22 protein-coding genes, 6 tRNA genes and 2 rRNA genes (1 of these 30 cut by a window edge) are annotated in these 26,529 nt (G+C 55.1%); all 30 read right to left on the minus strand.

Annotated features, from left to right (window positions below; all coding sequences use genetic code 11):
- Positions 1 to 8: 8 nt before the first annotated feature.
- The gene (gene rplV, locus AC3IX1_RS25685; protein WP_003103908.1) at positions 9 to 341 is read right to left on the minus strand and encodes a 50S ribosomal protein L22; all 333 of its coding nucleotides are present in this window, start codon (positions 339 to 341) and stop codon (positions 9 to 11) included.
- 11 nt (positions 342 to 352) lie between these two features.
- Positions 353 to 628: a 30S ribosomal protein S19 gene (gene rpsS, locus AC3IX1_RS25690; protein ID WP_002555486.1), complete on the minus strand. Its 276-nt coding sequence runs from the start codon at positions 626 to 628 to the stop codon at positions 353 to 355.
- A 16-nt stretch (positions 629 to 644) separates the two neighbouring features.
- Entirely contained in the window at positions 645 to 1,469 is an 825-nt protein-coding gene (gene rplB / locus AC3IX1_RS25695) for a 50S ribosomal protein L2 (RefSeq protein ID WP_003176423.1), read from the minus strand.
- Between the two features lie 14 nt (positions 1,470 to 1,483).
- Positions 1,484 to 1,783, minus strand: coding sequence for a 50S ribosomal protein L23 (gene rplW, locus AC3IX1_RS25700; protein ID WP_002555488.1), 300 nt, complete (start codon positions 1,781 to 1,783; stop codon positions 1,484 to 1,486).
- Positions 1,780 to 2,382 carry a 50S ribosomal protein L4 gene (gene rplD / locus AC3IX1_RS25705; RefSeq protein WP_003228735.1) on the minus strand — a complete coding sequence of 201 codons (603 nt, stop codon included), beginning with the start codon at positions 2,380 to 2,382 and terminating at the stop codon, positions 1,780 to 1,782. Before rplD ends, rplW begins: the two co-directional genes overlap by 4 nt.
- 12 nt (positions 2,383 to 2,394) lie before the next feature.
- Positions 2,395 to 3,030 (minus strand): 50S ribosomal protein L3, encoded by a 636-nt coding sequence (rplC, locus tag AC3IX1_RS25710; protein WP_003186059.1) that lies wholly within the window; start codon positions 3,028 to 3,030, stop codon positions 2,395 to 2,397.
- A gap of 80 nt (positions 3,031 to 3,110) precedes the next feature.
- Positions 3,111 to 3,422, minus strand: coding sequence for a 30S ribosomal protein S10 (gene rpsJ / locus AC3IX1_RS25715; RefSeq protein ID WP_003186070.1), 312 nt, complete (start codon positions 3,420 to 3,422; stop codon positions 3,111 to 3,113).
- Positions 3,423 to 3,579: 157 nt separating this feature from the next.
- Positions 3,580 to 4,773, minus strand: coding sequence for an elongation factor Tu (gene tuf, locus AC3IX1_RS25720; RefSeq protein WP_223453680.1), 1,194 nt, complete (start codon positions 4,771 to 4,773; stop codon positions 3,580 to 3,582).
- Positions 4,774 to 4,803: 30 nt separating this feature from the next.
- The gene (fusA, locus tag AC3IX1_RS25725; protein ID WP_007994652.1) at positions 4,804 to 6,909 is read right to left on the minus strand and encodes an elongation factor G; all 2,106 of its coding nucleotides are present in this window, start codon (positions 6,907 to 6,909) and stop codon (positions 4,804 to 4,806) included.
- Positions 6,910 to 6,939: 30 nt separating this feature from the next.
- Positions 6,940 to 7,413: a 30S ribosomal protein S7 gene (rpsG, locus tag AC3IX1_RS25730; RefSeq protein ID WP_007994653.1), complete on the minus strand. Its 474-nt coding sequence runs from the start codon at positions 7,411 to 7,413 to the stop codon at positions 6,940 to 6,942.
- 108 nt (positions 7,414 to 7,521) lie between these two features.
- Positions 7,522 to 7,893: a 30S ribosomal protein S12 gene (gene rpsL, locus AC3IX1_RS25735; RefSeq protein ID WP_003186084.1), complete on the minus strand. Its 372-nt coding sequence runs from the start codon at positions 7,891 to 7,893 to the stop codon at positions 7,522 to 7,524.
- Between the two features lie 216 nt (positions 7,894 to 8,109).
- A complete protein-coding gene (gene rpoC, locus AC3IX1_RS25740) occupies positions 8,110 to 12,309 on the minus strand; it encodes a DNA-directed RNA polymerase subunit beta' (RefSeq protein WP_150726866.1) in 4,200 nt (1,399 codons plus the stop codon).
- Positions 12,310 to 12,373: 64 nt separating this feature from the next.
- Positions 12,374 to 16,447 (minus strand): DNA-directed RNA polymerase subunit beta, encoded by a 4,074-nt coding sequence (gene rpoB / locus AC3IX1_RS25745; RefSeq protein ID WP_108218341.1) that lies wholly within the window; start codon positions 16,445 to 16,447, stop codon positions 12,374 to 12,376.
- Between the two features lie 220 nt (positions 16,448 to 16,667).
- Entirely contained in the window at positions 16,668 to 17,033 is a 366-nt protein-coding gene (rplL, locus tag AC3IX1_RS25750; protein WP_489386270.1) for a 50S ribosomal protein L7/L12, read from the minus strand.
- Between the two features lie 75 nt (positions 17,034 to 17,108).
- Positions 17,109 to 17,609: a 50S ribosomal protein L10 gene (rplJ, locus tag AC3IX1_RS25755; protein ID WP_489386271.1), complete on the minus strand. Its 501-nt coding sequence runs from the start codon at positions 17,607 to 17,609 to the stop codon at positions 17,109 to 17,111.
- A 198-nt stretch (positions 17,610 to 17,807) separates the two neighbouring features.
- A complete protein-coding gene (rplA, locus tag AC3IX1_RS25760; protein WP_003186095.1) occupies positions 17,808 to 18,503 on the minus strand; it encodes a 50S ribosomal protein L1 in 696 nt (231 codons plus the stop codon).
- The gene (gene rplK / locus AC3IX1_RS25765; RefSeq protein ID WP_003176435.1) at positions 18,503 to 18,934 is read right to left on the minus strand and encodes a 50S ribosomal protein L11; all 432 of its coding nucleotides are present in this window, start codon (positions 18,932 to 18,934) and stop codon (positions 18,503 to 18,505) included. The genes rplA and rplK overlap by 1 nt, the downstream gene beginning before the upstream one ends.
- A 117-nt stretch (positions 18,935 to 19,051) precedes the next feature.
- Positions 19,052 to 19,585 (minus strand): transcription termination/antitermination protein NusG, encoded by a 534-nt coding sequence (gene nusG / locus AC3IX1_RS25770; RefSeq protein WP_046041611.1) that lies wholly within the window; start codon positions 19,583 to 19,585, stop codon positions 19,052 to 19,054.
- A 9-nt stretch (positions 19,586 to 19,594) separates the two neighbouring features.
- A complete protein-coding gene (secE, locus tag AC3IX1_RS25775) occupies positions 19,595 to 19,963 on the minus strand; it encodes a preprotein translocase subunit SecE (protein WP_007984402.1) in 369 nt (122 codons plus the stop codon).
- A 45-nt stretch (positions 19,964 to 20,008) separates the two neighbouring features.
- Positions 20,009 to 20,084: transfer RNA gene (locus AC3IX1_RS25780), tRNA-Trp, on the minus strand.
- Between the two features lie 174 nt (positions 20,085 to 20,258).
- Positions 20,259 to 20,334 (minus strand) — tRNA-Thr (locus tag AC3IX1_RS25785).
- Positions 20,335 to 20,360: 26 nt separating this feature from the next.
- Positions 20,361 to 20,434 (minus strand) — tRNA-Gly (locus AC3IX1_RS25790).
- 24 nt (positions 20,435 to 20,458) lie between these two features.
- Positions 20,459 to 20,543, minus strand: a tRNA-Tyr gene (locus tag AC3IX1_RS25795).
- Positions 20,544 to 20,686: 143 nt separating this feature from the next.
- Complete coding sequence (locus AC3IX1_RS25800; protein ID WP_489386272.1) at positions 20,687 to 21,127, minus strand: hypothetical protein; 441 nt, start codon at positions 21,125 to 21,127, stop codon at positions 20,687 to 20,689.
- Between the two features lie 7 nt (positions 21,128 to 21,134).
- A complete protein-coding gene (locus AC3IX1_RS25805; RefSeq protein ID WP_489317409.1) occupies positions 21,135 to 21,884 on the minus strand; it encodes a pantothenate kinase in 750 nt (249 codons plus the stop codon).
- The gene (gene birA, locus AC3IX1_RS25810) at positions 21,874 to 22,833 is read right to left on the minus strand and encodes a bifunctional biotin--[acetyl-CoA-carboxylase] ligase/biotin operon repressor BirA (protein ID WP_489386273.1); all 960 of its coding nucleotides are present in this window, start codon (positions 22,831 to 22,833) and stop codon (positions 21,874 to 21,876) included. The genes AC3IX1_RS25805 and birA overlap by 11 nt, the downstream gene beginning before the upstream one ends.
- Before the next feature lie 135 nt (positions 22,834 to 22,968).
- A 5S ribosomal RNA gene (gene rrf, locus AC3IX1_RS25815) occupies positions 22,969 to 23,084 on the minus strand.
- A 144-nt stretch (positions 23,085 to 23,228) separates the two neighbouring features.
- A 23S ribosomal RNA gene (locus AC3IX1_RS25820) occupies positions 23,229 to 26,122 on the minus strand.
- Between the two features lie 247 nt (positions 26,123 to 26,369).
- Positions 26,370 to 26,445: transfer RNA gene (locus AC3IX1_RS25825), tRNA-Ala, on the minus strand.
- Positions 26,446 to 26,475: 30 nt separating this feature from the next.
- Positions 26,476 to 26,529 (minus strand) — tRNA-Ile (locus AC3IX1_RS25830); it runs 23 nt beyond the window's last position.

Consider the following 26,529-nt stretch of genomic DNA (forward strand, 5'->3'; position numbering starts at 1 on the left):
CGACTCCGTTACTTGTCAGCAACCTTGACAGTGATATGGCAAGACCGCTTGACGATGCGATCAGCACGGCCTTTGGCACGTGGCATGATGCGCTTCAGCGAACGCCCTTCGTTGACGAAAACGGTGCTGACCTTCAGGTCATCAACGTCTGCGCCTTCGTTATGCTCGGCGTTGGCTACGGCCGACTCCAGCACTTTCTTCATGATCTCGGCGGCTTTCTTACTGCTGAAAGCCAACAGGTTGAGCGCTTCGCCCACCTTCTTCCCGCGGATCTGGTCGGCGACCAAGCGGGCTTTCTGGGCGGAGATTCGAGCGCCCGACAACTTAGCGGCTACTTCCATTTCCTAACCCCTTAACGCTTGGCTTTCTTGTCTGCCACGTGCCCGCGATAAGTGCGGGTACCGGCGAACTCGCCCAGTTTGTGGCCGACCATGTCTTCGTTCACGAGAACTGGGACGTGCTGGCGACCGTTGTGTACTGCGATGGTCAGACCGACCATTTGTGGCAGGATCATCGAGCGACGCGACCAGGTTTTCACCGGTTTGCGATCGTTCTTTTCCGCCGCCACTTCGATCTTCTTCAGTAGGTGAAGATCGATAAAAGGACCTTTTTTCAGAGAACGTGGCACTGTCGTATCCCTCTATTTACTTGCGACGACGGACGATCATTTTGTCGGTACGCTTATTACCACGAGTCTTCGCGCCCTTAGTCGGGAAGCCCCATGGCGATACCGGATGACGACCACCAGAGGTACGACCTTCACCACCACCATGTGGGTGGTCAACCGGGTTCATGGCAACACCACGAACGGTTGGGCGAACGCCACGCCAGCGTTTGGCACCGGCTTTACCCAGCGAACGCAGGCTGTGCTCGGAGTTCGAGACTTCGCCCAGGGTCGCACGGCATTCAGCCAGGACTTTACGCATTTCACCGGAACGCAGACGCAGGGTAACGTACACGCCTTCACGAGCGATCAGCTGAGCCGAAGCACCAGCGGAACGAGCGATCTGAGCGCCTTTACCTGGCTTCAATTCGATGCCGTGTACGGTGCTACCAACTGGAATGTTGCGCAGTTGCAGAGCGTTGCCCGGCTTGATCGGTGCCAGGGCACCTGCGATCAGCTGGTCGCCAGCGCTCACGCCTTTAGGGGCGATGATGTAGCGACGCTCGCCATCTGCGTACAGCAGCAGAGCGATGTGAGCAGTACGGTTTGGATCGTATTCGATACGCTCGACAGTGGCAGAGATGCCATCTTTGTCGTTGCGACGGAAATCGACCAGACGATAATGCTGCTTATGGCCACCACCGATGTGACGAGTGGTAATGCGACCATTGTTGTTACGACCACCAGTCTTCGATTTTTTCTCGAGCAGCGGTGCGTGAGGAGCGCCTTTATGCAGCTCCTGGTTGACCACCTTGACCACAAAACGGCGGCCAGGGGAAGTCGGTTTGCATTTAACGATTGCCATGATGCACCCCTTCCTTACTCAGCACTGCTGCTGAAATCGAGATCTTGGCCTGGCTGAAGGGAGATAACTGCCTTCTTCCAGTCATTACGCTTGCCCAGACCGCGAGCAGTGCGCTTGCTCTTACCCAGAACATTCAGGGTAGTAACACGCTCTACTTTCACGCTGAACAGGCTTTCGACGGCCTTCTTGATTTCCAGCTTGGTTGCGTCGGTAGCAACCTTGAAAACGAACTGGCCTTTCTTGTCTGCCAGAACCGTAGCCTTCTCGGAAACGTGCGGGCCAAGCAGAACTTTAAATACGCGTTCCTGGTTCATCCCAGCAGCTCCTCGAATTTCTTCACGGCCGACACGGTGATCAACACCTTGTCGTATGCGATCAGACTAACTGGATCGGAACCTTGCACGTCACGTACATCTACGTGTGGCAGGTTACGAGCAGCCAGGTACAGGTTCTGATCAACAGCGTCGGACACGATCAGAACGTCGGTCAGGCTCATGTTGTTCAGTTTGCCCAGCAGGTCTTTGGTTTTCGGCGTTTCAACGGCGAAATCCTGAACCACGACCAGACGATCAGTACGCACCAGCTCAGCAAGGATGGAACGCATTGCTGCGCGGTACATCTTCTTGTTCAGCTTCTGGGAGTGATCCTGAGGACGAGCTGCGAAAGTGGTACCGCCGCCACGCCAGATTGGGCTACGGATAGTACCGGCACGCGCACGGCCAGTACCTTTCTGACGCCATGGGCGCTTACCGCCACCACGAACGTCGGAACGGGTCTTTTGCTGCTTGGAACCCTGACGACCGCCAGCCATGTAGGCTACGACTGCCTGGTGAACCAGCGTCTCGTTGAACTCGCCGCCAAATGTCAGTTCGGAAACTTCGATCGCTTGAGCGTCATTTACATTTAATTGCATGTCAGCTTCCCCTTAACCGCGAGCCTTGGCTGCTGGACGTACAACCAAGTTGCCGCCAGTAGCGCCAGGAACAGCGCCCTTGACCAACAACAGATTGCGTTCAGCGTCCACGCGCACTACTTCGAGGGACTGCACGGTCACGCGCTCAGCGCCCATATGACCGGACATTTTTTTGCCCTTGAATACACGACCAGGAGTCTGGCACTGGCCGATGGAGCCTGGAACGCGGTGGGATACGGAGTTACCGTGGGTGTTATCTTGCCCGCGGAAATTCCAACGCTTGATCGTACCCTGGAAGCCTTTACCCTTGGACTGACCGGTTACATCAACCAGTTGACCAGCGGCGAAGATTTCAGCGTTGATCAGATCGCCGGCCTGGTACTCGCCTTCTTCAAGGCGGAATTCCATTACGGTACGACCAGCGGCAACGTTCGCTTTAGCGAAGTGGCCAGCCTGAGCTGCTGTTACACGCGAAGCACGACGCTCGCCGACAGTGACTTGCACTGCACGATAGCCATCGGTCTCTTCAGTTTTGAACTGGGTGACGCGATTCGGCTCGATCTCAATGACCGTGACCGGAATGGAGACACCTTCTTCGGTGAAAATACGGGTCATACCGCATTTACGACCGACTACACCAATAGTCATGTTGTAAACCTCATGAGTGTACGGGGCTTTCACCCGCTATGGCCGCCCATTTCAGAGCGTTACACGACTAAGACCGAGTCTTAGCCGAGGCTGATCTGCACTTCCACACCGGCCGCAAGATCAAGCTTCATAAGAGCATCAACGGTTTTATCCGTTGGCTGGACGATGTCCAGAACGCGCTTATGAGTACGGATCTCGTACTGGTCACGCGCGTCTTTGTTGACGTGCGGGGAGACCAGAACGGTGAACCGCTCTTTACGGGTAGGCAGTGGAATTGGACCACGCACTTGGGCACCAGTACGTTTCGCGGTTTCCACGATTTCCTGGGTTGATTGGTCGATCAGGCGATGGTCGAAAGCCTTCAACCTGATACGGATTTGCTGATTTTGCATTGGATTTCAGACTCCGGCTGCTATTCCCACCGGGCGCAATACGCCCGTTAAAAGGAGGCGCAATTCTATAGACGCCCCAGATGGGTGTCAACCCAATAAAAAAGCCCCCGCTGAGCGGGGGCTTTTCAAAGCATCGAAGCTATCTCAAAAGAGATGCTTACTCGATGATTTTGGCTACGACGCCAGCGCCGACGGTACGACCGCCTTCACGGATAGCGAAACGCAGGCCGTCTTCCATTGCGATGGTCTTGATCAGGGTAACTTCCATCTGGATGTTATCACCTGGCATTACCATTTCAACGCCTTCTGGCAGCTGGCAGTTACCAGTCACGTCAGTAGTACGGAAGTAGAACTGTGGACGGTAGCCTTTGAAGAACGGAGTGTGACGACCGCCTTCTTCCTTGCTCAGAACGTAAACTTCTGCGGTGAACTTGGTGTGCGGCTTAACCGAACCCGGCTTAACCAGAACCTGGCCACGCTCAACGTCGTCACGCTTGGTACCACGCAGCAGAACGCCGCAGTTCTCGCCAGCACGACCTTCGTCGAGCAGTTTGCGGAACATTTCAACACCGGTGCAGGTGGTGGTGGTGGTGTCACGCAGACCAACGATTTCCAGTGCATCTTGAACGCGAACGATACCGCGCTCGATACGACCAGTCACAACAGTACCACGACCCGAGATCGAGAATACGTCTTCGATTGGCATCAGGAATGGCTTGTCGATCATACGAACTGGTTCTGGGATGTAGCTGTCCAGAGTCTCTACCAGCTTCTTAACAGCGGTAGTACCCATTTCGTTGTCGTCTTTGCCTTCCAGCGCCATACGAGCCGAACCGATGATGATTGGAGTGTCATCGCCCGGGAAGTCGTAGGTGGACAGCAGGTCGCGAACTTCCATCTCGACCAGTTCCAGCAGCTCAGCGTCGTCTACCAGGTCAGCCTTGTTCAGGAAAACCACGATGTACGGAACGCCCACCTGACGGGACAGCAGGATGTGTTCACGGGTTTGTGGCATCGGACCATCAGCGGCCGAGCAAACCAGGATCGCGCCGTCCATCTGGGCAGCACCGGTGATCATGTTCTTCACGTAGTCAGCGTGACCTGGGCAGTCAACGTGAGCGTAGTGACGAATGGCCGAGTTGTACTCAACGTGCGCGGTGTTGATGGTGATACCACGAGCTTTTTCTTCTGGAGCGCTGTCGATTTTATCGAAATCAACGATTGCGGAACCGAAAACTTCGGAGCAAACGCGAGTCAGAGCTGCGGTCAGAGTGGTTTTACCGTGGTCAACGTGACCGATGGTGCCAACGTTGACGTGCGGTAGGGAACGATCAAATTTTTCTTTAGCCACGACAATTAACTCCTTGCCTAAAGGACTGAATCAGCCTTGTTTTTTGGTTACAGTTTCGACGATGTGCGACGGAGCTGTATTGTATTTTTTGAATTCCATAGAGTAGCTTGCGCGACCCTGGGACATCGAACGAACGTCGGTCGCATAACCGAACATCTCGCCCAACGGAACTTCAGCACGGATCACCTTACCGGAGACCGTGTCTTCCATACCCAGAATCATGCCGCGACGACGGTTAAGGTCGCCCATCACGTCACCCATATAGTCTTCAGGCGTAACAACCTCTACCGCCATGATCGGCTCGAGCAACTCACCACCGCCCTTCTGGGCCAGTTGCTTGGTCGCCATGGAAGCAGCCACCTTAAACGCCATCTCGTTCGAGTCGACGTCGTGGTAAGAACCATCAAACACGGTAGCCTTCAGGCCGATCAGCGGATAGCCGGCAACTACGCCGTTCTTCATCTGCTCTTCGATACCCTTCTGGATAGCCGGGATGTATTCCTTAGGAACCACACCACCCACTACTTCGTTCACGAATTGCAGACCTTCCTGACCTTCGTCAGCAGGAGCAAAACGGATCCAGCAATGGCCGAACTGGCCACGACCGCCGGACTGACGAACGAACTTGCCTTCGATTTCGCAATTCTTCGTGATGCGCTCACGATACGAAACCTGAGGCTTACCGATGTTGGCTTCGACGTTGAACTCACGGCGCATCCGGTCAACCAGGATGTCCAGGTGCAACTCGCCCATGCCAGAGATGATCGTTTGACCAGTCTCTTCATCAGTCTTGACGCGGAAAGACGGGTCTTCCTGAGCAAGCTTGCCCAGAGCGATACCCATTTTTTCCTGGTCATCCTTGGTCTTAGGCTCAACGGCAACCGAAATAACCGGCTCCGGGAAGTCCATGCGAACCAGGATGATTGGCTTGTCAGCGTTGCACAAGGTCTCACCAGTGGTGACGTCCTTCATGCCGATCAGGGCCGCGATGTCACCAGCGCGTACTTCCTTGATCTCTTCACGGGCGTTTGCGTGCATTTGCACCATACGACCCACGCGCTCTTTCTTGCCTTTGACCGAGTTGATCACGCCGTCGCCGGAGGCCAACACGCCCGAGTAAACACGGACGAAAGTCAAGGTACCCACGAATGGGTCGGTAGCGATCTTGAACGCCAGAGCCGAGAACGGCTCGTTGTCGTCTGCATGACGCTCCATCTGCTTTTCCTCGTCATCCGGGTCAGTACCCTTGATGGCAGGAATGTCGGTTGGAGCCGGCAGGTAGTCGATAACGGCGTCGAGAACCAGGGGAACACCCTTGTTCTTGAAGGAAGAACCGCAAACAGCCAGAACGATCTCACCAGCGATAGTACGCTGACGCAGAGCACCCTTGATTTCCTCGATGGTGAGCTCTTCACCTTCAAGGTACTTGTTCATCAGCTCTTCGCTGGCTTCGGCCGCAGCCTCAACCATGTTGTTGCGCCACTCTTCAGCCAGCTCCTGCAGTTCAGCAGGGATAGCCTCACGACGAGGGGTCATACCCTTGTCGGCATCGTTCCAGTAAACCGCTTCCATGGTCATCAGATCGATCTGACCCTGGAAGTTGTCTTCGGAACCGATAGCCAGCTGGATAGGCACCGGAGTGTGACCCAGACGCTGCTTGATCTGAGCGATCACGCGCAGGAAGTTCGCACCGGCACGGTCCATCTTGTTCACGTAAACGATACGTGGAACACCGTACTTGTTGGCTTGACGCCATACGGTTTCGGACTGAGGCTCAACGCCGGAAGTACCGCAGAACACAACGACCGCGCCGTCGAGTACACGCAGGGAACGCTCAACTTCAATAGTGAAGTCTACGTGGCCCGGGGTATCGATGACGTTGAAACGGTACTGGTCTTTGTGCTGCTTGGCGGAACCCTGCCAGAAGGCGGTAATGGCAGCAGAAGTAATGGTAATACCACGCTCCTGCTCCTGCACCATCCAGTCTGTGGTCGCGGCGCCGTCATGCACCTCGCCCATTTTGTGACTTTTGCCAGTGTAAAAAAGGACGCGCTCAGTGGTGGTGGTTTTACCAGCATCCACGTGTGCAACGATACCAATGTTACGGTAGCGATTAATCGGTGTTGTACGAGCCATAAAGCCCTCGCAAAATTAGTGACGCTAAAATTAGAAGCGGTAGTGCGAGAAAGCCTTGTTGGCTTCAGCCATACGGTGAACGTCTTCACGCTTCTTAACTGCAGCACCTTTACCTTCGGCAGCGTCCAACAGTTCGCCAGCCAAACGCAGAGCCATAGACTTCTCGCCGCGCTTGCGGGCGTAGTCTACCAACCAGCGCATTGCCAGAGCGTTACGACGGGAAGGACGAACTTCGACCGGAACCTGGTAAGTAGCACCACCAACGCGGCGCGACTTCACTTCGACCAGCGGAGCGATGGCGTCGAGTGCTTTTTCGAAGAGTTCCAGGGGATCGGTGCCGGCCTTACGAGCCTTCACGGTATCCAGGGCACCATAAACGATACGCTCGGCAACGGCTTTCTTGCCGCTTTCCATTACGTGGTTCATGAATTTGGCGAGGATTTGGCTTCCGTATTTCGGATCGTCCAGAATCTCACGCTTGGCTGCTACGCGACGTCTTGGCATTGATAAGCCCTCAAACGGTCTTCAGGTTAGCCCGGGACAGCTCCTATGGATGCGTGCCCGACCTTACTCTTATCGACTCAATAAAATGAAAAACTGCAAAACGGCCGATTACTTCGGACGCTTGGTACCGTACTTCGAGCGACCCTGGTTACGACCTTTAACACCGGAAGTATCCAACGAACCGCGAACGGTGTGGTAACGAACACCTGGCAAGTCTTTTACACGACCGCCGCGGATCAGTACCACGCTGTGCTCTTGCAGGTTGTGGCCTTCACCGCCGATGTACGAGGAAACCTCGAAACCGTTGGTCAGACGCACACGGCATACTTTACGCAGTGCCGAGTTAGGTTTTTTCGGCGTGGTGGTGTACACACGGGTGCACACGCCACGGCGTTGCGGGCAGTTCTGCAGCGCAGGCACGTCGGATTTCTCGACGATACGCTTACGCGGCTGACGTACCAGCTGGTTGATAGTTGCCATCTACTAGCTCCACTGTTGTCTTGCGACGCTATTGTCTTGCAAGAAAAGCAAAATGGCAGGAACGAGTTCCCGCCAAATTTAGGGGTACAAGAGTCTAAAGAGGATCTTGTCCCCAGTCAAGGCAAGGCCCCGCCCTCCCCGCTCATCCAATCTCGACAAATTGTCTCGATTCGATGAACGGAGTGACCAGGGCCTCACACTCATTTACCGCAGAACTCAGTTACCGCTCGAGTTCAGCGCTTCGGTCAGTGCAGCTTCCACTTCACTGGCGCTTACGCGCAACGGCTTGTCTGCATCACGGCGGCGCTTACGCTCGCTGTGATAAGCCAGACCGGTACCAGCCGGGATCAGACGACCCACGACCACGTTCTCTTTCAGGCCGCGCAGGTAATCGCGCTTGCCGGTTACCGCCGCTTCGGTCAGTACGCGAGTGGTTTCCTGGAAGGAAGCCGCCGAGATGAACGATTCGGTGGACAACGACGCCTTGGTGATGCCCAGCAGAACGCGAGTGAACTTGGAGACAAACTTGTCTTCGCCGCTCAGACGCTCGTTCTCTACCAGAACGTGAGTCAATTCCATCTGGTCGCCCTTGATGAAACTGGAATCGCCGGATTCAGCGATTTCAACTTTACGCAGCATCTGACGCAGGATGGTCTCGATGTGCTTGTCGTTGATCTTCACGCCTTGCAGACGGTAAACGTCCTGGATCTCGTTGACGATGTACTTGGCCAGCGCACTCACACCCAGCAGACGCAGGATGTCGTGTGGATCGCTCGGGCCGTCGGAGATAACTTCGCCGCGGTTTACCTGTTCGCCTTCGAACACGTTCAGGTGACGCCACTTCGGAATCAGCTCTTCGTACGGATCGGTACCGTCGTTCGGGGTGATAACCAGACGGCGCTTGCCCTTGGTCTCTTTACCGAACGCGATGGTGCCGCTGACTTCAGCCAGAATCGACGCTTCCTTCGGACGACGGGCTTCGAACAAGTCGGCAACACGCGGCAGACCACCGGTGATGTCGCGAGTTTTCGAAGTCTCTTGCGGGATACGAGCGATAACATCACCGATCGCGATCTTCGCACCATCCGCTACACCGACCAGGGCGTTGGCTGGCAGGAAGTACTGAGCGATAACGTCAGTGCCTGGCAGCAACAGATCCTTGCCGTTGTCGTCGACCATCTTCACGGCAGGACGGATGTCCTTACCGGCAGCTGGACGATCTTTGGCGTCGAGTACTTCAATGTTGGTCATACCGGTCAATTCGTCAGTCTGACGCTTGATCGTGATGCCTTCTTCCATGCCCACGTAGGTCACGGTACCTTTCATTTCGGTAACGATCGGGTGAGTGTGCGGATCCCACTTGGCCACGATGGCGCCAGCTTCGACCTTGTCACCTTCTTTAACCGAAATCACGGCACCGTACGGCAGCTTGTAACGCTCGCGCTCACGACCGAAGTCGTCAGCGATCGCCAACTCACCGGAACGGGACACAGCAACCAGGCAACCATCCACTCGCTCAACGTGCTTCAGGTTATGCAGACGGACGGTACCGCCATTTTTCACCTGAACGCTGTCGGCTGCGGAGGTCCGGCTTGCCGCACCACCGATGTGGAACGTACGCATGGTCAGCTGGGTACCCGGCTCACCGATGGACTGGGCAGCGATAACGCCGACCGCTTCACCGATGTTCACCTGGTGACCACGAGCCAGATCGCGGCCGTAGCACTTGGCGCAAATGCCGAAGCGGGTTTCGCAGCTGATCGGCGAACGCACGATCACTTCGTCGATGCTGTTCAGCTCGATGAACTCGACCCACTTCTCGTCTACCAGGGTGCCAGCAGGAACGATGACGTCCTCGGTACCCGGCTTGAATACGTCACGGGCAATAACACGACCCAATACGCGCTCACCCAGCGGCTCTACAACGTCACCGCCTTCAATGTGCGGAGTCATCAGCAGACCGTGTTCGGTCCCGCAGTCAACTTCGGTCACAACCAGATCCTGCGCAACGTCTACCAGACGACGCGTCAAGTAACCGGAGTTAGCAGTTTTCAAGGCGGTATCCGCCAGACCCTTACGAGCACCGTGAGTCGAGATGAAGTACTGAAGTACGCTCAAACCTTCACGGAAGTTCGCAGTAATCGGCGTTTCGATGATGGAGCCGTCCGGCTTGGCCATCAGACCACGCATACCGGCCAGCTGACGGATCTGCGCAGCAGAACCTCGAGCACCGGAGTCGGCCATCATGTACATCGAGTTGAACGATTCTTGCTCAACTTCGTTGCCGTGACGGTCGATAACCTTCTCTTTCGAGAGGTTCGACATCATTGCCTTGGAGACTTCGTCGTTAGCTTTCGACCAAAGGTCGATTACTTTGTTGTACTTCTCGCCCTGAGTTACCAGGCCCGAGGCGTACTGACTTTCGATCTCTTTCACTTCATCGGTTGCAGCCGCGATGATGCGGGCTTTCTCATCAGGGATAACGAAGTCGTTAACACCGATGGAAACGCCGGAAATGGTCGAGTAAGCAAAACCGGTGTACATCAACTGGTCAGCGAAGATCACAGTCTCTTTCAAACCAACCACGCGATAGCACTGGTTGATCAGCTTGGAGATCGCCTTTTTCTTCATCGGCAGGTTGACGACGTCGTACGACAGACCTTTTGGCACAACCTGGAACAACAGCGCACGGCCGACAGTGGTGTCGACGATACGGGTGTTGCTCACGCTGCCGCCATCACGGTCGTTGACGGTTTCGTTGATCCGCACCTTGACCTTGGCGTGCAGTGCGGCTTCGCCGGCACGGAACACACGGTCAACTTCCTGCAGATCCGCGAACACACGACCTTCGCCCTTGGCGTTGATCGCTTCACGAGTCATGTAGTACAGACCCAATACAACGTCCTGCGACGGAACGATGATTGGCTCACCGTTGGCTGGCGACAGAATGTTGTTGGTCGACATCATCAACGCACGCGCTTCGAGCTGGGCTTCCAGCGTCAGCGGTACGTGCACGGCCATTTGGTCGCCGTCGAAGTCGGCGTTGTACGCGGCGCAGACCAGAGGGTGCAGCTGGATAGCCTTACCTTCGATCAGTACCGGTTCAAACGCCTGGATACCCAGACGGTGAAGGGTCGGTGCACGGTTGAGAAGAACCGGGTGTTCGCGAATCACTTCAGCGAGAACGTCCCAAACCTCTGGCAGCTCGCGCTCGACCATCTTCTTGGCAGCTTTGATGGTGGTAGCAAGACCACGCATTTCCAGCTTGCCGAAAATGAACGGTTTGAACAGCTCGAGAGCCATTTTCTTCGGCAGACCGCACTGGTGCAGACGCAGGGTCGGACCTACGGTAATTACCGAACGGCCGGAGTAGTCAACACGCTTACCGAGCAAGTTCTGACGGAAACGACCCTGCTTACCCTTGATCATGTCAGCCAGGGATTTCAGAGGACGCTTGTTCGAACCGGTGATAGCGCGGCCACGACGACCGTTGTCGAGCAGTGCGTCGACGGCTTCCTGCAACATACGCTTTTCGTTGCGCACGATGATGTCCGGAGCGGACAGATCCAGCAGGCGCTTCAAACGGTTGTTACGGTTGATCACTCGACGATACAGATCGTTGAGGTCGGAAGTCGCGAAGCGACCGCCATCGAGCGGGACCAGTGGACGCAGATCTGGCGGCAGAACCGGCAGAACGGTCAGCACCATCCACTCTGGCAGGTTGCCGGAACCCTGGAAGGCTTCCATCAACTTCAGACGCTTGGACAGCTTCTTGATCTTGGTTTCGGAGTTGGTTTGCGGAATTTCTTCACGCAGACGGCCAATCTCGTGCTCCAGGTCGATAGCGTGCAGCAGTTCGCGGACAGCTTCGGCACCCATGCGGGCATCAAAATCGTCGCCGAACTCTTCCAGCGCTTCGAAGTACTGCTCGTCGTTGAGCAGCTGACCTTTTTCAAGGGTGGTCATGCCTGGATCGATAACGACATAGCTCTCGAAGTAGAGAACGCGTTCGATATCACGCAGGGTCATGTCCATCAGCAAGCCGATACGGGACGGCAGCGATTTCAGGAACCAGATGTGGGCAACCGGCGAGGCCAGTTCGATGTGCGCCATGCGCTCACGACGAACTTTTGCCAGCGCGACTTCAACGCCGCACTTCTCGCAGATCACACCGCGGTGCTTCAAGCGCTTGTACTTACCGCACAGGCACTCGTAATCCTTTACCGGGCCAAAGATCTTGGCGCAGAACAGGCCGTCACGCTCAGGTTTGAACGTACGGTAGTTGATGGTTTCCGGCTTTTTAACTTCACCGAACGACCACGAACGGATCATCTCAGGCGATGCCAATCCGATACGGATGGCGTCGAACTCTTCGACTTGACCCTGGTTTTTCAGCAAATTCAGTAGGTCTTTCAAGGCCTTTCCTCCTGGCGGAGCAGAGAGCGGGCAATCCTGCCCCGCTCTCGATTCGCGTCACGTGTTATTCGGTTTCCAGATCGATATCGATGCCGAGGGAACGAATTTCCTTGATCAACACGTTGAAGGACTCGGGCATGCCCGGCTCCATACGGTGATCGCCATCCACGATGTTCTTGTACATCTTGGTACGGCCGTTCACATCGTCCGACTTCACTGTGAGCATTTCTTGCAGAGTGTAAGCGGCACCGTATGCTTCCAGTGCCCAGACCTCCATCTCCCCGAAACGCTGACCACCGAACTGCGCCTTACCACCCAGCGGCTGCTGGGTAACCAGGCTGTACGAACCGGTAGAACGAGCGTGCATCTTGTCGTCTACCAAGTGGTTCAGCTTCAGCATGTACATGTAGCCAACGGTAACCGGGCGCTCGAACTTGTTGCCGGTACGGCCGTCGGTCAGCTGCATCTGGCCGCTTTCTGGCAGGTCCGCCAGTTTCAGCATGGCCTTGATTTCGCTTTCCTTGGCACCGTCGAATACTGGAGTGGCCATTGGAACGCCGCCACGCAGGTTTTGAGCCAGATCCAGGATTTCCTGGTCCGAGAAGTCATCGAGGCTTTCCTGACGACCGCCGATCTCGTTATAGATCTCGTGCAGGAATTTACGCAGCTCGGCGACTTTACGTTGCTCTTCAATCATGCGGTTGATCTTCTCGCCCAGACCCTTGGCCGCGAGGCCCAGGTGGGTTTCAAGGATCTGACCGACGTTCATACGCGAAGGTACGCCCAACGGGTTGAGGACGACGTCGACCGGGGTGCCATTGGCATCGTGCGGCATGTCTTCAACCGGCATGATCACGGAGACCACACCCTTGTTACCGTGACGACCGGCCATCTTGTCGCCCGGCTGGATGCGACGACGGATTGCCAGGTAAACCTTGACGATTTTCAGCACGCCTGGAGCCAGGTCATCGCCCTGCTGCAGCTTGCGCTTCTTGTCTTCGAACTTGTCGTCCAGCAGACGGCGACGATCAACGATGTAGGCCTGAGCCTTCTCGAGCTGCTCGTTCAGAGCATCTTCAGCCATGCGCAGTTTGAACCACTGGCCGTGCTCAAGACCGTCGAGAACTTCGTCGGTGATGTCCTGGCCTTTCTTCAGACCGGCGCCGCCTTCGGCTTTGTGGCCGACCAGAGCGGAACGCAGACGTTCGAAAGTAGCACCTTCAACGATACGGAACTCTTCGTTCAGGTCCTTGCGGATCTCGTCCAGCTGGGACTTCTCGATCGACAGTGCACGAGCATCACGCTCAACGCCGTCGCGGGTGAAGACCTGTACGTCGATGACAGTACCTTTGGTACCGGTAGGTACACGCAGGGAAGTGTCTTTAACGTCGCTGGCTTTTTCACCGAAGATCGCACGCAGCAGTTTTTCTTCCGGAGTCAGCTGGGTCTCGCCTTTCGGAGTGACCTTACCGACCAGGATGTCGCCTGCGCCAACTTCAGCACCTACGTAAACGATACCGGCTTCGTCCAGCTTGTTCAGAGCCGCTTCACCCACGTTCGGGATGTCGGCAGTGATTTCCTCTGGGCCAAGCTTGGTGTCACGGGCCACACAGGTCAGTTCCTGGATGTGGATCGTGGTGAAGCGGTCTTCCTGAACAACGCGCTCGGACAGGCAGATGGAGTCTTCGAAGTTGAAGCCGTTCCATGCCATGAACGCGATGCGCATGTTCTGACCCAGAGCCAGTTCACCCATGTCGGTGGACGGGCCGTCGGCCATGATGTCGCTACGCTGAACCCGATCACCCTTACGCACCAGCGGACGCTGGTTGATGCAGGTGTTCTGGTTGGAGCGGGTGTACTTGGTCAGGTTGTAGATGTCGACACCGGCTTCACCGGTTTCAACTTCGTCATCGGCAACACGAACCACGATACGGCTGGCGTCGACGGAGTCGATCACGCCGCCACGACGAGCCACGACGCAAACGCCGGAGTCACGGGCTACGTTACGCTCCATGCCGGTACCTACCAGCGGCTTGTCAGCGCGCAGTGTTGGTACAGCTTGACGCTGCATGTTCGAACCCATCAACGCACGGTTGGCGTCGTCGTGCTCGAGGAACGGAATCAGCGACGCAGCAACCGAAACTACCTGCTTCGGCGATACGTCCATCAAGGTGACGTCTTCCGGCGCCTTGACGGTGAATTCGTTCAAGTGACGAACAGCTACCAGTTCGTCGATCAGGACTTTCTTGTCGTTCATCGTGGCCGAGGCCTGAGCGATCACGTGATCAGCTTCTTCGATGGCGGACAGGAACACGATCTCGTCGGTGACCAGAGCGTCTTTCACCACACGGTACGGGCTTTCCAGGAAGCCGTACTGGTTGGTGCGCGCATAAGCGGCCAGGGAGTTGATCAGACCGATGTTCGGACCTTCCGGCGTTTCAATCGGGCATACACGACCGTAGTGAGTCGGGTGTACGTCACGCACTTCGAAGCCGGCACGCTCACGAGTCAGACCGCCAGGGCCGAGTGCAGAAACACGACGCTTGTGGGTGATCTCGGACAGCGGGTTGTTCTGGTCCATGAACTGGGACAGCTGGCTGGAACCGAAGAACTCTTTCACCGCCGCAGCCACTGGCTTGGCGTTGATCAGGTCTTGCGGCATCAGGCCTTCGCTTTCAGCCATCGACAGACGCTCTTTGACCGCACGCTCAACACGTACCAGGCCAACGCGGAACTGGTTCTCGGCCATTTCGCCTACGCAGCGAACACGACGGTTACCCAGGTGGTCGATGTCATCGACGATGCCTTTACCATTACGGATGTCGACCAGGGTCTTCAGTACCGCGACGATGTCTTCCTTGCACAGCACGCCCGAACCTTCGATCTCGGTACGACCGATACGACGGTTGAACTTCATCCGGCCAACCGCAGACAGGTCATAGCGCTCAGGGCTGAAGAACAGGTTGTTGAACAGGGTCTCGGCAGCGTCTTTGGTTGGCGGCTCGCCAGGACGCATCATGCGATAGATCTCGACCAGCGCTTCCAGTTGGTTGCTGGTGGAGTCGATCTTCAGGGTGTCGGAGACGAACGGACCGCAGTCGATATCGTTGGTGTACAGAGTTTCGATGCGAACAACCTGAGCCTTGGCGATTTTGGCCAGGATCTCGGTGTTCAGCTCGGTGTTGCACTCTGCCAGGATTTCGCCGGTTGCCGGGTGCACGATGACCTTGGCGGTTGTACGACCCAGGACGTAGTCCAGAGGTACATCCAGCTCTTTGATCCCGGCTTTTTCCAGCTGGTTGATGTGGCGAGCGGTGATACGACGACCCTGCTCGACAATAACCTTGCCTTTGTCATCCAGAATATCGAGGACAGCGATTTCACCGCGCAGGCGCTGAGGCACCAGCTCCAGGCTCAGGGTCTCGCCCTTCACGTGGAATACGTTGGTGGTATAGAACGCGTCCAGCACTTCTTCAGTGGTATAGCCCAGCGCGCGCAGCAGTACCGAGGCAGGCAGCTTGCGACGACGGTCGATACGCACGAATACGCAGTCTTTCGGGTCGAACTCGAAGTCCAGCCACGAACCGCGGTAAGGAATGATGCGCGCGGAGTACAGCAGTTTACCGGAGCTGTGCGTCTTGCCACGGTCGTGGTCGAAGAACACGCCCGGGGAACGGTGCAGCTGGGAAACGATTACACGCTCGGTACCGTTGATTACGAAGGTACCGTTTTCAGTCATCAGGGGGATTTCACCCATGTAGACTTCTTGCTCTTTGATGTCCTTGATCGCTTTGTTCGACGACTCTTTGTCGAAAATGATCAGGCGCACTTTTACCCGCAAAGGTACGGCGTAAGTTACACCGCGCAATACGCATTCTTTGACATCAAATGCCGGTTCGCCCAGGCGATAACCGACGTACTCCAGCGCAGCATTGCCGGAGTAGCTGATGATCGGGAAAACGGATTTGAAGGCCGCATGCAGGCCCACGTCGCGGAACTGATCTTTAGTCGCTCCCGCTTGCAAGAATTCACGATACGAATCCAGCTGGATGGCCAGGAGGTACGGCACATCCATGACGTCCGGCAACTTGCTAAAGTCCTTGCGGATACGTTTTTTCTCAGTATATGAGTAAGCCATCAGCGTTCCCCAGCTTGGTCACCTGCTTGTTTGGCCCCTCCCGACGGGAGCAGCCAGAAAATCGTGCAAACCCCATGGTTTGCGCCACCGCATCGGGTGGTTACAGCACGTTATCGGCACCGACCGAGTCGGCTGCCAGTAACGGAAAAAGGCCGGTGGCAAGAGCCACCAGCCATCAGCCTGTCGCTTAACGCTCGGGCTGGAGGAGCAAAGTCGATGCTTACTTCAGCTCGACTTTAGCGCCTGCTTCTTCCAGAGCTGCTTTGGCTTTGTCAGCTGCGTCTTTGGCAACAGCTTCCAGAACCATGGCAGGTGCGCCGTCAACTACAGCCTTGGCTTCTTTCAAGCCCAGACCGGTCAGCTCACGTACAGCCTTGATCACGTTAACTTTCTTCTCGCCAGCTTCCAGCAGCATGACGTTGAATTCGGTTTGCTCTTCAACAACAGCGGCAGCAGCAGCTGGACCAGCCGATGCAGCAGCAGCGGTAACGCCGAATTTTTCTTCGAAAGCTTTGATCAGCTCAACAACTTCCATTACGGACATGTTGCCAACTGCTTCAAGGATATCGTTCTGAGAGATAGACATGAATCTAATTCCTGATATTGGGGACGGCCTACGCGACCATCGAAAAAAACAAAAAACGCGAGAAGTTGACGAGCCTTAGGCTGCAGCAGCTTCTTTCTGGTCGCGAATTGCCGCCAGAGTACGAGCCAATTTGCTGGTAGCGCCTTGAATCACGCTCATCAGCTGAGAAATTGCTTCGTTACGGGTCGGCAGAGTTGCCAGTACGTCGATTTGGTTAGCTGCGAGGAACTTGCCCTCGAACGCAGCTGCCTTGATCTCGAACTTGTCCTGACCCTTTGCGAATTCCTTGAAGATCCGGGCAGCAGCGCCTGGATGTTCTTTGGAGAACGCAATCAGGGTAGGGCCAGTGAACACGTCGTTGAGGACACTGAATTCAGTGTCAGCAACAGCGCGCTTGAGCAGGGTGTTACGTACAACACGTACGTAAACGCCAGCTTCACGAGCCTCTTTACGGAGTCCGGTCATCGCGCCTACTGTTACGCCACGGGCATCAGCCACGACAGCGGACAGAGCGACTTTGGCAGCCTCGTTGACTTCAGCGACGATGGCCTTCTTGTCTTCGAGTTTAATTGCCACGGGTTTAACTCCTGCTTGTTACCGTTTCATCTGGTCGAAACCGGATGTCGTTTTGGTGTCTGATTCGGTAAGGAACCGGGAGCACCATCTGCGTAGGCTTGTGGTTTAAGACTTGCGTCGCCTACGGTCTTGGATAGCCCCCGCCAGGCAGGGACCCCAATTTTTCAATTGGCGCAATCGCTTGCGCCAATTTGTGTCTTACGCGTCGAGCGAGCTTTGGTCGATGACCAGACCTGGGCCCATAGTGGTGCTCAGGGTAACGCGCTTGACGTAAATGCCTTTCGAGGAAGCTGGCTTGATACGCTTCAGATCAGCGATCAGGGCTTCAACGTTTTCCTTCAGCTTGACGGCGTCGAAGCCGATCTTGCCAACGGAAGTGTGGATGATGCCGTTTTTGTCGGTGCGATAACGAACCTGACCAGCCTTGGCGTTTTTAACCGCGGTAGCTACGTCTGGAGTTACGGTGCCGACTTTAGGGTTAGGCATCAGGCCACGTGGACCGAGGATCTGACCCAACTGACCTACAACGCGCATTGCATCCGGGGATGCGATCACTACGTCATAGTTCAGGTCGCCGCCTTTCATTTCGGCAGCCAGGTCGTCCATGCCTACGCGGTCAGCGCCGGCAGCCAGAGCGGCTTCAGCAGCTGGACCCTGGGTGAACACAGCAACGCGAACGGTCTTGCCAGTGCCGTGTGGCAGCACAGTAGCGCTACGAACGACCTGGTCGGATTTACGCGGGTCAACACCCAGGTTTACAGCTACGTCGAACGACTCGCTGAACTTGACAGTCGACAGCTCAGCCAGCAGGGCAGCGGCGTCTACAAAGTTGTAGGCCTTGCCTGCTTCGATTTTGCCGGCGATAGCCTTTTGACGCTTGGTCAGCTTAGCCATTACACACCCTCCACGTTAAGGCCCATGCTACGAGCAGAACCGGCGATAGTACGCACGGCTGCATCCATATCAGCTGCAGTCAGATCCGCGTTTTTGGTTTTCGCGATTTCTTCCAGCTGAGCACGAGTCACGGTGCCAACCTTAACGGTGTTCGGACGAGCGGAACCGCTGGTCAGACCGGCCGCCTTCTTCAGCAGAACCGAAGCAGGGGTGGATTTGGTTTCGAAAGTGAAGCTACGGTCGCTGTAGACAGTGATGATCACTGGAGTCGGCAGACCTGGCTCAAGACCCTGAGTACGGGCGTTGAAAGCCTTGCAGAATTCCATGATGTTCACGCCGTGCTGACCCAGAGCAGGACCAACAGGTGGGCTTGGGTTAGCCTGAGCGGCCTTCACTTGCAGCTTGATGTAAGCGGTAATCTTCTTGGCCATGAGGCACTCCAATTACGGGTTCGAACGCCTCGAGAGGCTCCCCGGTTACTTGCGCGTTTATCCCAGTGACGACAAAACCCCACAGCCTACGGCTGCGGGGTTGGGATTTTTGTTCAACTAGACCTTTTCGACCTGGCTGAACTCGAGCTCCACCGGAGTAGAGCGACCGAAAATGAGCACTGCGACCTGGATCCGGCTCTTTTCGTAGTTAACTTCTTCAACAACACCGGTAAAGTCAGCGAACGGGCCGTCGTTGACACGCACCGACTCGCCCGGCTCGAACAACGTCTTCGGCTTTGGCTTGTCGCTGCCATCGGCAACGCGGCGCAGAATCGCTTCTGCTTCTTTATCGGTAATTGGCGCAGGCTTATCGGCAGTACCGCCAATGAAACCCATCACCCGAGGAGTGTCCTTGACCAAGTGCCAAGTACCCTCGTTCATATCCATCTGCACCAGCACATAGCCAGGGAAGAATTTGCGTTCGCTTTTGCGCTTCTGGCCATTGCGCATTTCAACCACTTCTTCAGTGGGAACCAGAATCTCGCCGAAGCCATCTTCCATACCGGCCAGCTTTACGCGCTCGACCAGCGAGCGCATTACATGCTTCTCGTAACCGGAGTAAGCATGCACAACATACCAACGCTTAGCCACGGGACACCCTTAGCCGACAATCAAGGAAACAAGCCAGCCGAGCAGGGAATCAAGCCCCCACAACAGCAACGCCATAACCAGGACAACAGCCACAACGATCAACGTGGTCTGCGTGGTTTCTTGGCGAGTTGGCCAAACGACTTTACGAATTTCGGTGCGCGCTTCCTTAACCAGTACAAAGAAAGACTTGCCCTTGACCGTCTGCAGGCCTACAAAGGCAGCTACGGCAGCAATAGCAAGCAATGCGAGTACGCGGTACAGGATCGGCGAAGCAGAAAAGTACTGATTGCCAACAACGCCAACAACCACCAGAGCGACTACTACAAGCCACTTGAGGAGGTCGAAACGAGAGCCTTGAGCTTCAGCTTTAGGAGTCATCTATGAAGATCCTGTGAAAAGAAAGCCAGACACACCGAGTGAATCTGGCAGGTCAGGAGGGAATCGAACCCCCAACCTACGGTTTTGGAGACCGTCGCTCTGCCAATTGAGCTACTGACCTAAAACAAAATCAGGCCGACCATTATGCCGACCCAAAAAAGACTTTACAACACTTACCAGGCAATCCTGGCTGCGACACCGGCATTCACGACACCGACAACCTTCAGAAACACAATCAGGCGCAACCACTACCTCCTAAAACAAAGGCAGATATTTTCATATCTGCCTTGTTATATGGAGCTCTTGAGCGGATTTGAACCGCTGACCTCACCCTTACCAAGGGTGTGCTCTACCAACTGAGCTACAAGAGCGTAACACTGTGCAAAACCTGTAAACTTGGAGCGGGTAGCGGGAATCGAACCCGCATCATCAGCTTGGAAGGCTGAGGTTCTACCACTAAACTATACCCGCGAGGCTTACAGCTCTCGCTAAAAATGGTGGAGGGGGAAGGATTCGAACCTTCGAAGTCGTAGACGTCAGATTTACAGTCTGATCCCTTTGGCCGCTCGGGAACCCCTCCTAAGCGAGCCGGCATTCTACATCATGCCAGCCTTCTGTCAAGCATTTTTCTCATTAAAAACCTGAGCTTAGCTGCGCTGACCTCGCTTCACACCGTTAACCGTTTCCGGTGTTCGCTGTGGAGCGGGCGCCATTCTATGCAAACTATTCGGCGGGTGCAACCCCCTCGCACGGCATTATTTTATGTTTTAACTCATTGAATTCTTTAGAAAGGTTTAGCAGCTGCAAATCGTCCAGCCAACGCCGGCTTTCCGGTGCGATACGCACCCAATACCCCGCCCCTTCGGTCGCAGCTTTCGGCAGGAACTGATACTTGACCTCCATCCCGCTCAAACGACGCTCAACCGCCTGCGCGGCCTCCTGGCGCGTATAGCCGCCCAGATAAAGGCAGCCACTGTCTGTCGAGACAGCTTTACCCTTGTCCTTGGATACATCACTTGCTTCGCTCAACAAGCGGATATCCTGTTGAGATCCGCGATACAGACTCAAAGGCGTGACATCCTTCGCGCGCAGAGGAGCCTCTTGTTGATGCCAGATGTAGTAGAAGCCATTGAGGACAAGCAGCAGCAGAAACAACCAACGCATAAAAACCTCAGGACAAGGGACAGGCCATGGCCAATCCGACAAACACCAAGTCCGGAACAACCCTGGCCTGAGGCACGACCTCAGCAACCAGGCTCGCATCCCCCCCGGTGAGGAACACTACAAAGTCCTCACCCCAGTAGCTGCGCGCCAATTCGAGCTGGGTCAGCACGAAGCCGCGCAACATCAACAGACACCCACGCTCTACAGCCTCGACAGTCGCGCGACCAGGAACAAGACTTTCCTGAGCCTGCTCGGCCGCCAGATCCCCATAACGAATTTTGCGAGTGTGGGTGCGCAACTGGTTGCGCATCAACGGCATCCCCGGACAGATGAAACCACCCAGGTGCTCTCCATCCGCCGCGATAAAGTCAGCGGTCACGGCCGTACCGAAATCGAGCACCAGGCACGCACCCGAGGCCAGATGAAAGCCTCCGAGCATTGCGAGCCAGCGATCCAGCCCCAGCCGCTCAAACTCTTCATACCCATTGCGCACACCTGACATTTCGCGCGCAGGCGTTGCGCACACAACCGGTACGTCAAAGGTATCGCCAAGCAAAGACGTCAGCGCAGCGGTTTCCTCCGCGGTCCTGACACTCACCAACCGGCAAAACGTGAGAGCAAGCCCTTTGAGCGCCCCCAACCCCTCCAGCAATCCAAGATTGGAATCGACGACCCCTTCACCCAGCACCTGCCCGGCATTAGCGGCAAGCACACGCCACTTGATGAAACTATTCCCACAATCGAGCTCAAGAATCATCACGCAACCTCAGGCTCAACTCACCACCACTGAAGACTTTCTCCACACCATCCACCTTCAGGCGCAAAGCGCCCTGGCCATCAATACCAAGCACTTCACCATCAATTTGATTGACGCCGGCAATCAAGGACACGCTTCGCCCCTGCCACAGGTGATTTTGCTCCCACTCCGACTGGATGGCCAAAAAACCACCCGCCTGGTGACGAGCCAGGTATCGCTGCAGCATCTCCCCCAGCATCGCAACCAATTGGTTGCGATCAAACAATTTGCCTGACTCGAGCCGCAGGGATGTCCACTGCTGGTCCACCTCATCAGCGGACTGCATGTTCACATTGATTCCCACCCCCAGGACCACGTGACACACATCAGCAGGATCACCAACCAGCTCGAGCAGTATTCCCGCGATCTTTTTCTGACCTACAAGAACATCGTTAGGCCATTTCAATCCAGCGGCTGTAATACCGAGCTCACGCAACGTCTGCAAGACAGCGAGTCCAACGACGAGACTCAAGCCCTCCAACTGGCGCATCCCACCATCAATGCGCAACACCAGGCTGTAATAGACGTTTTCTGCGAATGGACTGACCCACTTGCGACCACGTCGCCCGCGACCGGCTGTCTGCCGCTCCGAAAGCACCACAAAGGGTGCCGCCTGCCCGCGCTCAATGGCGCGCAGTGCTTCGGCATTAGTGGAGTCGATTGAGTCGTAAACCTGGACGGGCCAGGTGCATGAGTGCGCCTGAGCGCTTATCTCGGCAGGATCGAGCAGCGCTAATGGCGCGGACAATTGATAGCCGCGCCCACGAACTTTATGAATAGACAAACCCAGTTCAGCTTCCAAATGCTGAAGCTGCTTCCACACAGCACTACGACTGACGCCCAGGGCGGCGCCCAATGCTTGACCCGAATGGAATCGGCCATCTTTAAGAAGCTTTAACAACGTCAGCATGCAGGTCTCGCCTCACAATGAGGCCCGCATGATAGCCACGCATCAAGCGATTGCATAGAAATCCAGTAGTCATGGCTTTCCTGCGGACAAAAACAAAACCCCAACTGCTTTCGCAATTGGGGTTTCGGAATTTAATCTTGACGATGACCTACTCTCACATGGGGAAACCCCACACTACCATCGGCGATGCATCGTTTCACTGCTGAGTTCGGGATGGGATCAGGTGGTTCCAACGCTCTATGGTCGTCAAGAAATTCGGGTACTGAGTCGTGACCAGATGGCCTCGCTTCAGCAAATTGGGTATGTAATAGATTTGTGTGTTTTTCGAACTTTCGGTTCATTGCGTCTTCACACACCGCAATCTGGCCTTTCGACGCAAATTGCTTGGGTGTTATATGGTCAAGCCTCACGGGCAATTAGTATTGGTTAGCTCAACGCCTCACAGCGCTTACACACCCAACCTATCAACGTCGTAGTCTTCGACGGCCCTTCAGGGGACTCAAGGTCCCAGTGAGATCTCATCTTGAGGCAAGTTTCCCGCTTAGATGCTTTCAGCGGTTATCTTTTCCGAACATAGCTACCCGGCAATGCCACTGGCGTGACAACCGGAACACCAGAGGTTCGTCCACTCCGGTCCTCTCGTACTAGGAGCAGCCCCTCTCAAATCTCAAACGTCCACGGCAGATAGGGACCGAACTGTCTCACGACGTTCTAAACCCAGCTCGCGTACCACTTTAAATGGCGAACAGCCATACCCTTGGGACCGGCTTCAGCCCCAGGATGTGATGAGCCGACATCGAGGTGCCAAACACCGCCGTCGATATGAACTCTTGGGCGGTATCAGCCTGTTATCCCCGGAGTACCTTTTATCCGTTGAGCGATGGCCCTTCCATACAGAACCACCGGATCACTAAGACCTACTTTCGTACCTGCTCGACGTGTCTGTCTCGCAGTCAAGCGCGCTTTTGCCTTTATACTCTACGACCGATTTCCGACCGGTCTGAGCGCACCTTCGTACTCCTCCGTTACTCTTTAGGAGGAGACCGCCCCAGTCAAACTACCCACCATACACTGTCCTCGATCCGGATAACGGACCTGAGTTAGAACCTCAAAGTTGCCAGGGTGGTATTTCAAGGTTGGCTCCACGCGAACTGGCGTCCACGCTTCAAAGCCTCCCACCTATCCTACACAAGCAAATTCAAAGTCCAGTGCAAAGCTATAGTAAAGGTTCACGGGGTCTTTCCGTCTAGCCGCGGATACACTGCATCTTCACAGCGATTTCAATTTCACTGAGTCTCGGGTGGAGACAGCGCCGCCATCGTTACGCCATTCGTGCAGGTCGGAACTTACCCGACAAGGAATTTCGCTACCTTAGGACCGTTATAGTTACGGCCGCCGTTTACCGGGGCTTCGATCAAGAGCTTCGCGTTAGCTAACCCCATCAATTAACCTTCCGGCACCGGGCAGGCGTCACACCCTATACGTCCACTTTCGTGTTTGCAGAGTGCTGTGTTTTTAATAAACAGTCGCAGCGGCCTGGTATCTTCGACCGGCGTGGGCTTACGGAGCAAGTCCTTCACCCTCACCGGCGCACCTTCTCCCGAAGTTACGGTGCCATTTTGCCTAGTTCCTTCACCCGAGTTCTCTCAAGCGCCTTGGTATTCTCTACCCAACCACCTGTGTCGGTTTGGGGTACGGTTCCTGGTTACCTGAAGCTTAGAAGCTTTTCTTGGAAGCATGGCATCAACCACTTCGTGTTCTAAAAGAACACTCGTCATCAGCTCTCGGCCTTAGAATCCCGGATTTACCTAAGATTCCAGCCTACCACCTTAAACTTGGACAACCAACGCCAAGCTGGCCTAGCCTTCTCCGTCCCTCCATCGCAATAACCAGAAGTACAGGAATATTAACCTGTTTTCCATCGACTACGCTTTTCAGCCTCGCCTTAGGGACCGACTAACCCTGCGTCGATTAACGTTGCGCAGGAAACCTTGGTCTTTCGGCGTGGGTGTTTTTCACACCCATTGTCGTTACTCATGTCAGCATTCGCACTTCTGATACCTCCAGCAAGCTTCTCAACTCACCTTCACAGGCTTACAGAACGCTCCTCTACCGCATCACCCGAAGGTGATACCCGTAGCTTCGGTGTATGGTTTGAGCCCCGTTACATCTTCCGCGCAGGCCGACTCGACTAGTGAGCTATTACGCTTTCTTTAAAGGGTGGCTGCTTCTAAGCCAACCTCCTAGCTGTCTAAGCCTTCCCACATCGTTTCCCACTTAACCATAACTTTGGGACCTTAGCTGACGGTCTGGGTTGTTTCCCTTTTCACGACGGACGTTAGCACCCGCCGTGTGTCTCCCATGCTCGGCACTTGTAGGTATTCGGAGTTTGCATCGGTTTGGTAAGTCGGGATGACCCCCTAGCCGAAACAGTGCTCTACCCCCTACAGTGATACATGAGGCGCTACCTAAATAGCTTTCGAGGAGAACCAGCTATCTCCGAGCTTGATTAGCCTTTCACTCCGATCCACAGGTCATCCGCTAACTTTTCAACGGTAGTCGGTTCGGTCCTCCAGTTAGTGTTACCCAACCTTCAACCTGCCCATGGATAGATCGCCCGGTTTCGGGTCTATTCCCAGCGACTAGACGCCCTATTAAGACTCGCTTTCGCTACGCCTCCCCTATTCGGTTAAGCTCGCCACTGAAAATAAGTCGCTGACCCATTATACAAAAGGTACGCAGTCACCCAACAAAGTGGGCTCCCACTGCTTGTACGCATACGGTTTCAGGATCTATTTCACTCCCCTCTCCGGGGTTCTTTTCGCCTTTCCCTCACGGTACTAGTTCACTATCGGTCAGTCAGTAGTATTTAGCCTTGGAGGATGGTCCCCCCATATTCAGACAAAGTTTCTCGTGCTCCGTCCTACTCGATTTCATGACCAAGAGATTTTCGCGTACAGGGCTATCACCCACTATGGCCGCACTTTCCAGAGCGTTCCGCTAATCTCAAAGCCACTTAAGGGCTAGTCCCCGTTCGCTCGCCACTACTAAGGGAATCTCGGTTGATTTCTTTTCCTCAGGGTACTTAGATGTTTCAGTTCCCCTGGTTCGCCTCTTGCACCTATGTATTCAGTACAAGATAACCATCTTATGATGGCTGGGTCCCCCCATTCAGACATCTCCGGATCAAAGTCTGTTTGCCGACTCCCCGAAGCTTTTCGCAGGCTACCACGTCTTTCATCGCCTCTGACTGCCAAGGCATCCACCGTATGCGCTTCTTCACTTGACCATATAACCCCAAGCAATCTGGTTATACTGTGAAGACGACATTCGCCGAAAATTCGATTGAGCTCCTAAGAGCAACTCACAAATTTTACCTTAGCCTGATCCGTTACCAGTGAAAGTAACGTTCAGTCTATCTTTCTATCACATACCCAAATTTTTAAAGAACGAACTAGTCAAAGACTAGAAATCAACATTCACCATCGAACCGATGGAATGCTCATTTCTAAGCTTTATACAATCAGAAGCAGTAGTGGTGGAGCCAAACGGGATCGAACCGTTGACCTCCTGCGTGCAAGGCAGGCGCTCTCCCAGCTGAGCTATGGCCCCGTATTTCTACAGGCGTTTCCCACACAAAATTGGTGGGTCTGGGCAGATTCGAACTGCCGACCTCACCCTTATCAGGGGTGCGCT

This window comes from Pseudomonas sp. KH_046_2 (assembly GCF_057838985.1).

Coding starts and splice junctions, on each gene's coding strand:
- birA (WP_489386273.1), bottom strand. CDS start 22,833: ATGCTGACGTTGTTAAAGCTTCTTAAAGATGGCCGATTCCATTCGGGT.
- fusA (WP_007994652.1), bottom strand. CDS start 6,909: ATGGCTCGTACAACACCGATTAATCGCTACCGTAACATTGGTATCGTT.
- rpoB (WP_108218341.1), bottom strand. CDS start 16,447: ATGGCTTACTCATATACTGAGAAAAAACGTATCCGCAAGGACTTTAGC.
- rplC (WP_003186059.1), bottom strand. CDS start 3,030: ATGACTATTGGTGTAGTCGGTCGTAAATGCGGTATGACCCGTATTTTC.
- rplL (WP_489386270.1), bottom strand. CDS start 17,033: ATGTCTATCTCTCAGAACGATATCCTTGAAGCAGTTGGCAACATGTCC.
- rplA (WP_003186095.1), bottom strand. CDS start 18,503: ATGGCTAAGCTGACCAAGCGTCAAAAGGCTATCGCCGGCAAAATCGAA.
- rpsJ (WP_003186070.1), bottom strand. CDS start 3,422: ATGCAAAATCAGCAAATCCGTATCAGGTTGAAGGCTTTCGACCATCGC.
- rplK (WP_003176435.1), bottom strand. CDS start 18,934: ATGGCCAAGAAGATTACCGCTTACATCAAGCTGCAAGTGAAGGCCGCT.
- rpsL (WP_003186084.1), bottom strand. CDS start 7,893: ATGGCAACTATCAACCAGCTGGTACGTCAGCCGCGTAAGCGTATCGTC.
- rplV (WP_003103908.1), bottom strand. CDS start 341: ATGGAAGTAGCCGCTAAGTTGTCGGGCGCTCGAATCTCCGCCCAGAAA.
- rplD (WP_003228735.1), bottom strand. CDS start 2,382: ATGCAATTAAATGTAAATGACGCTCAAGCGATCGAAGTTTCCGAACTG.
- AC3IX1_RS25805 (WP_489317409.1), bottom strand. CDS start 21,884: ATGATTCTTGAGCTCGATTGTGGGAATAGTTTCATCAAGTGGCGTGTG.
- rplW (WP_002555488.1), bottom strand. CDS start 1,783: ATGAACCAGGAACGCGTATTTAAAGTTCTGCTTGGCCCGCACGTTTCC.
- rpsG (WP_007994653.1), bottom strand. CDS start 7,413: ATGCCAAGACGTCGCGTAGCAGCCAAGCGTGAGATTCTGGACGATCCG.
- secE (WP_007984402.1), bottom strand. CDS start 19,963: ATGACTCCTAAAGCTGAAGCTCAAGGCTCTCGTTTCGACCTCCTCAAG.
- AC3IX1_RS25800 (WP_489386272.1), bottom strand. CDS start 21,127: ATGCGTTGGTTGTTTCTGCTGCTGCTTGTCCTCAATGGCTTCTACTAC.
- rplB (WP_003176423.1), bottom strand. CDS start 1,469: ATGGCAATCGTTAAATGCAAACCGACTTCCCCTGGCCGCCGTTTTGTG.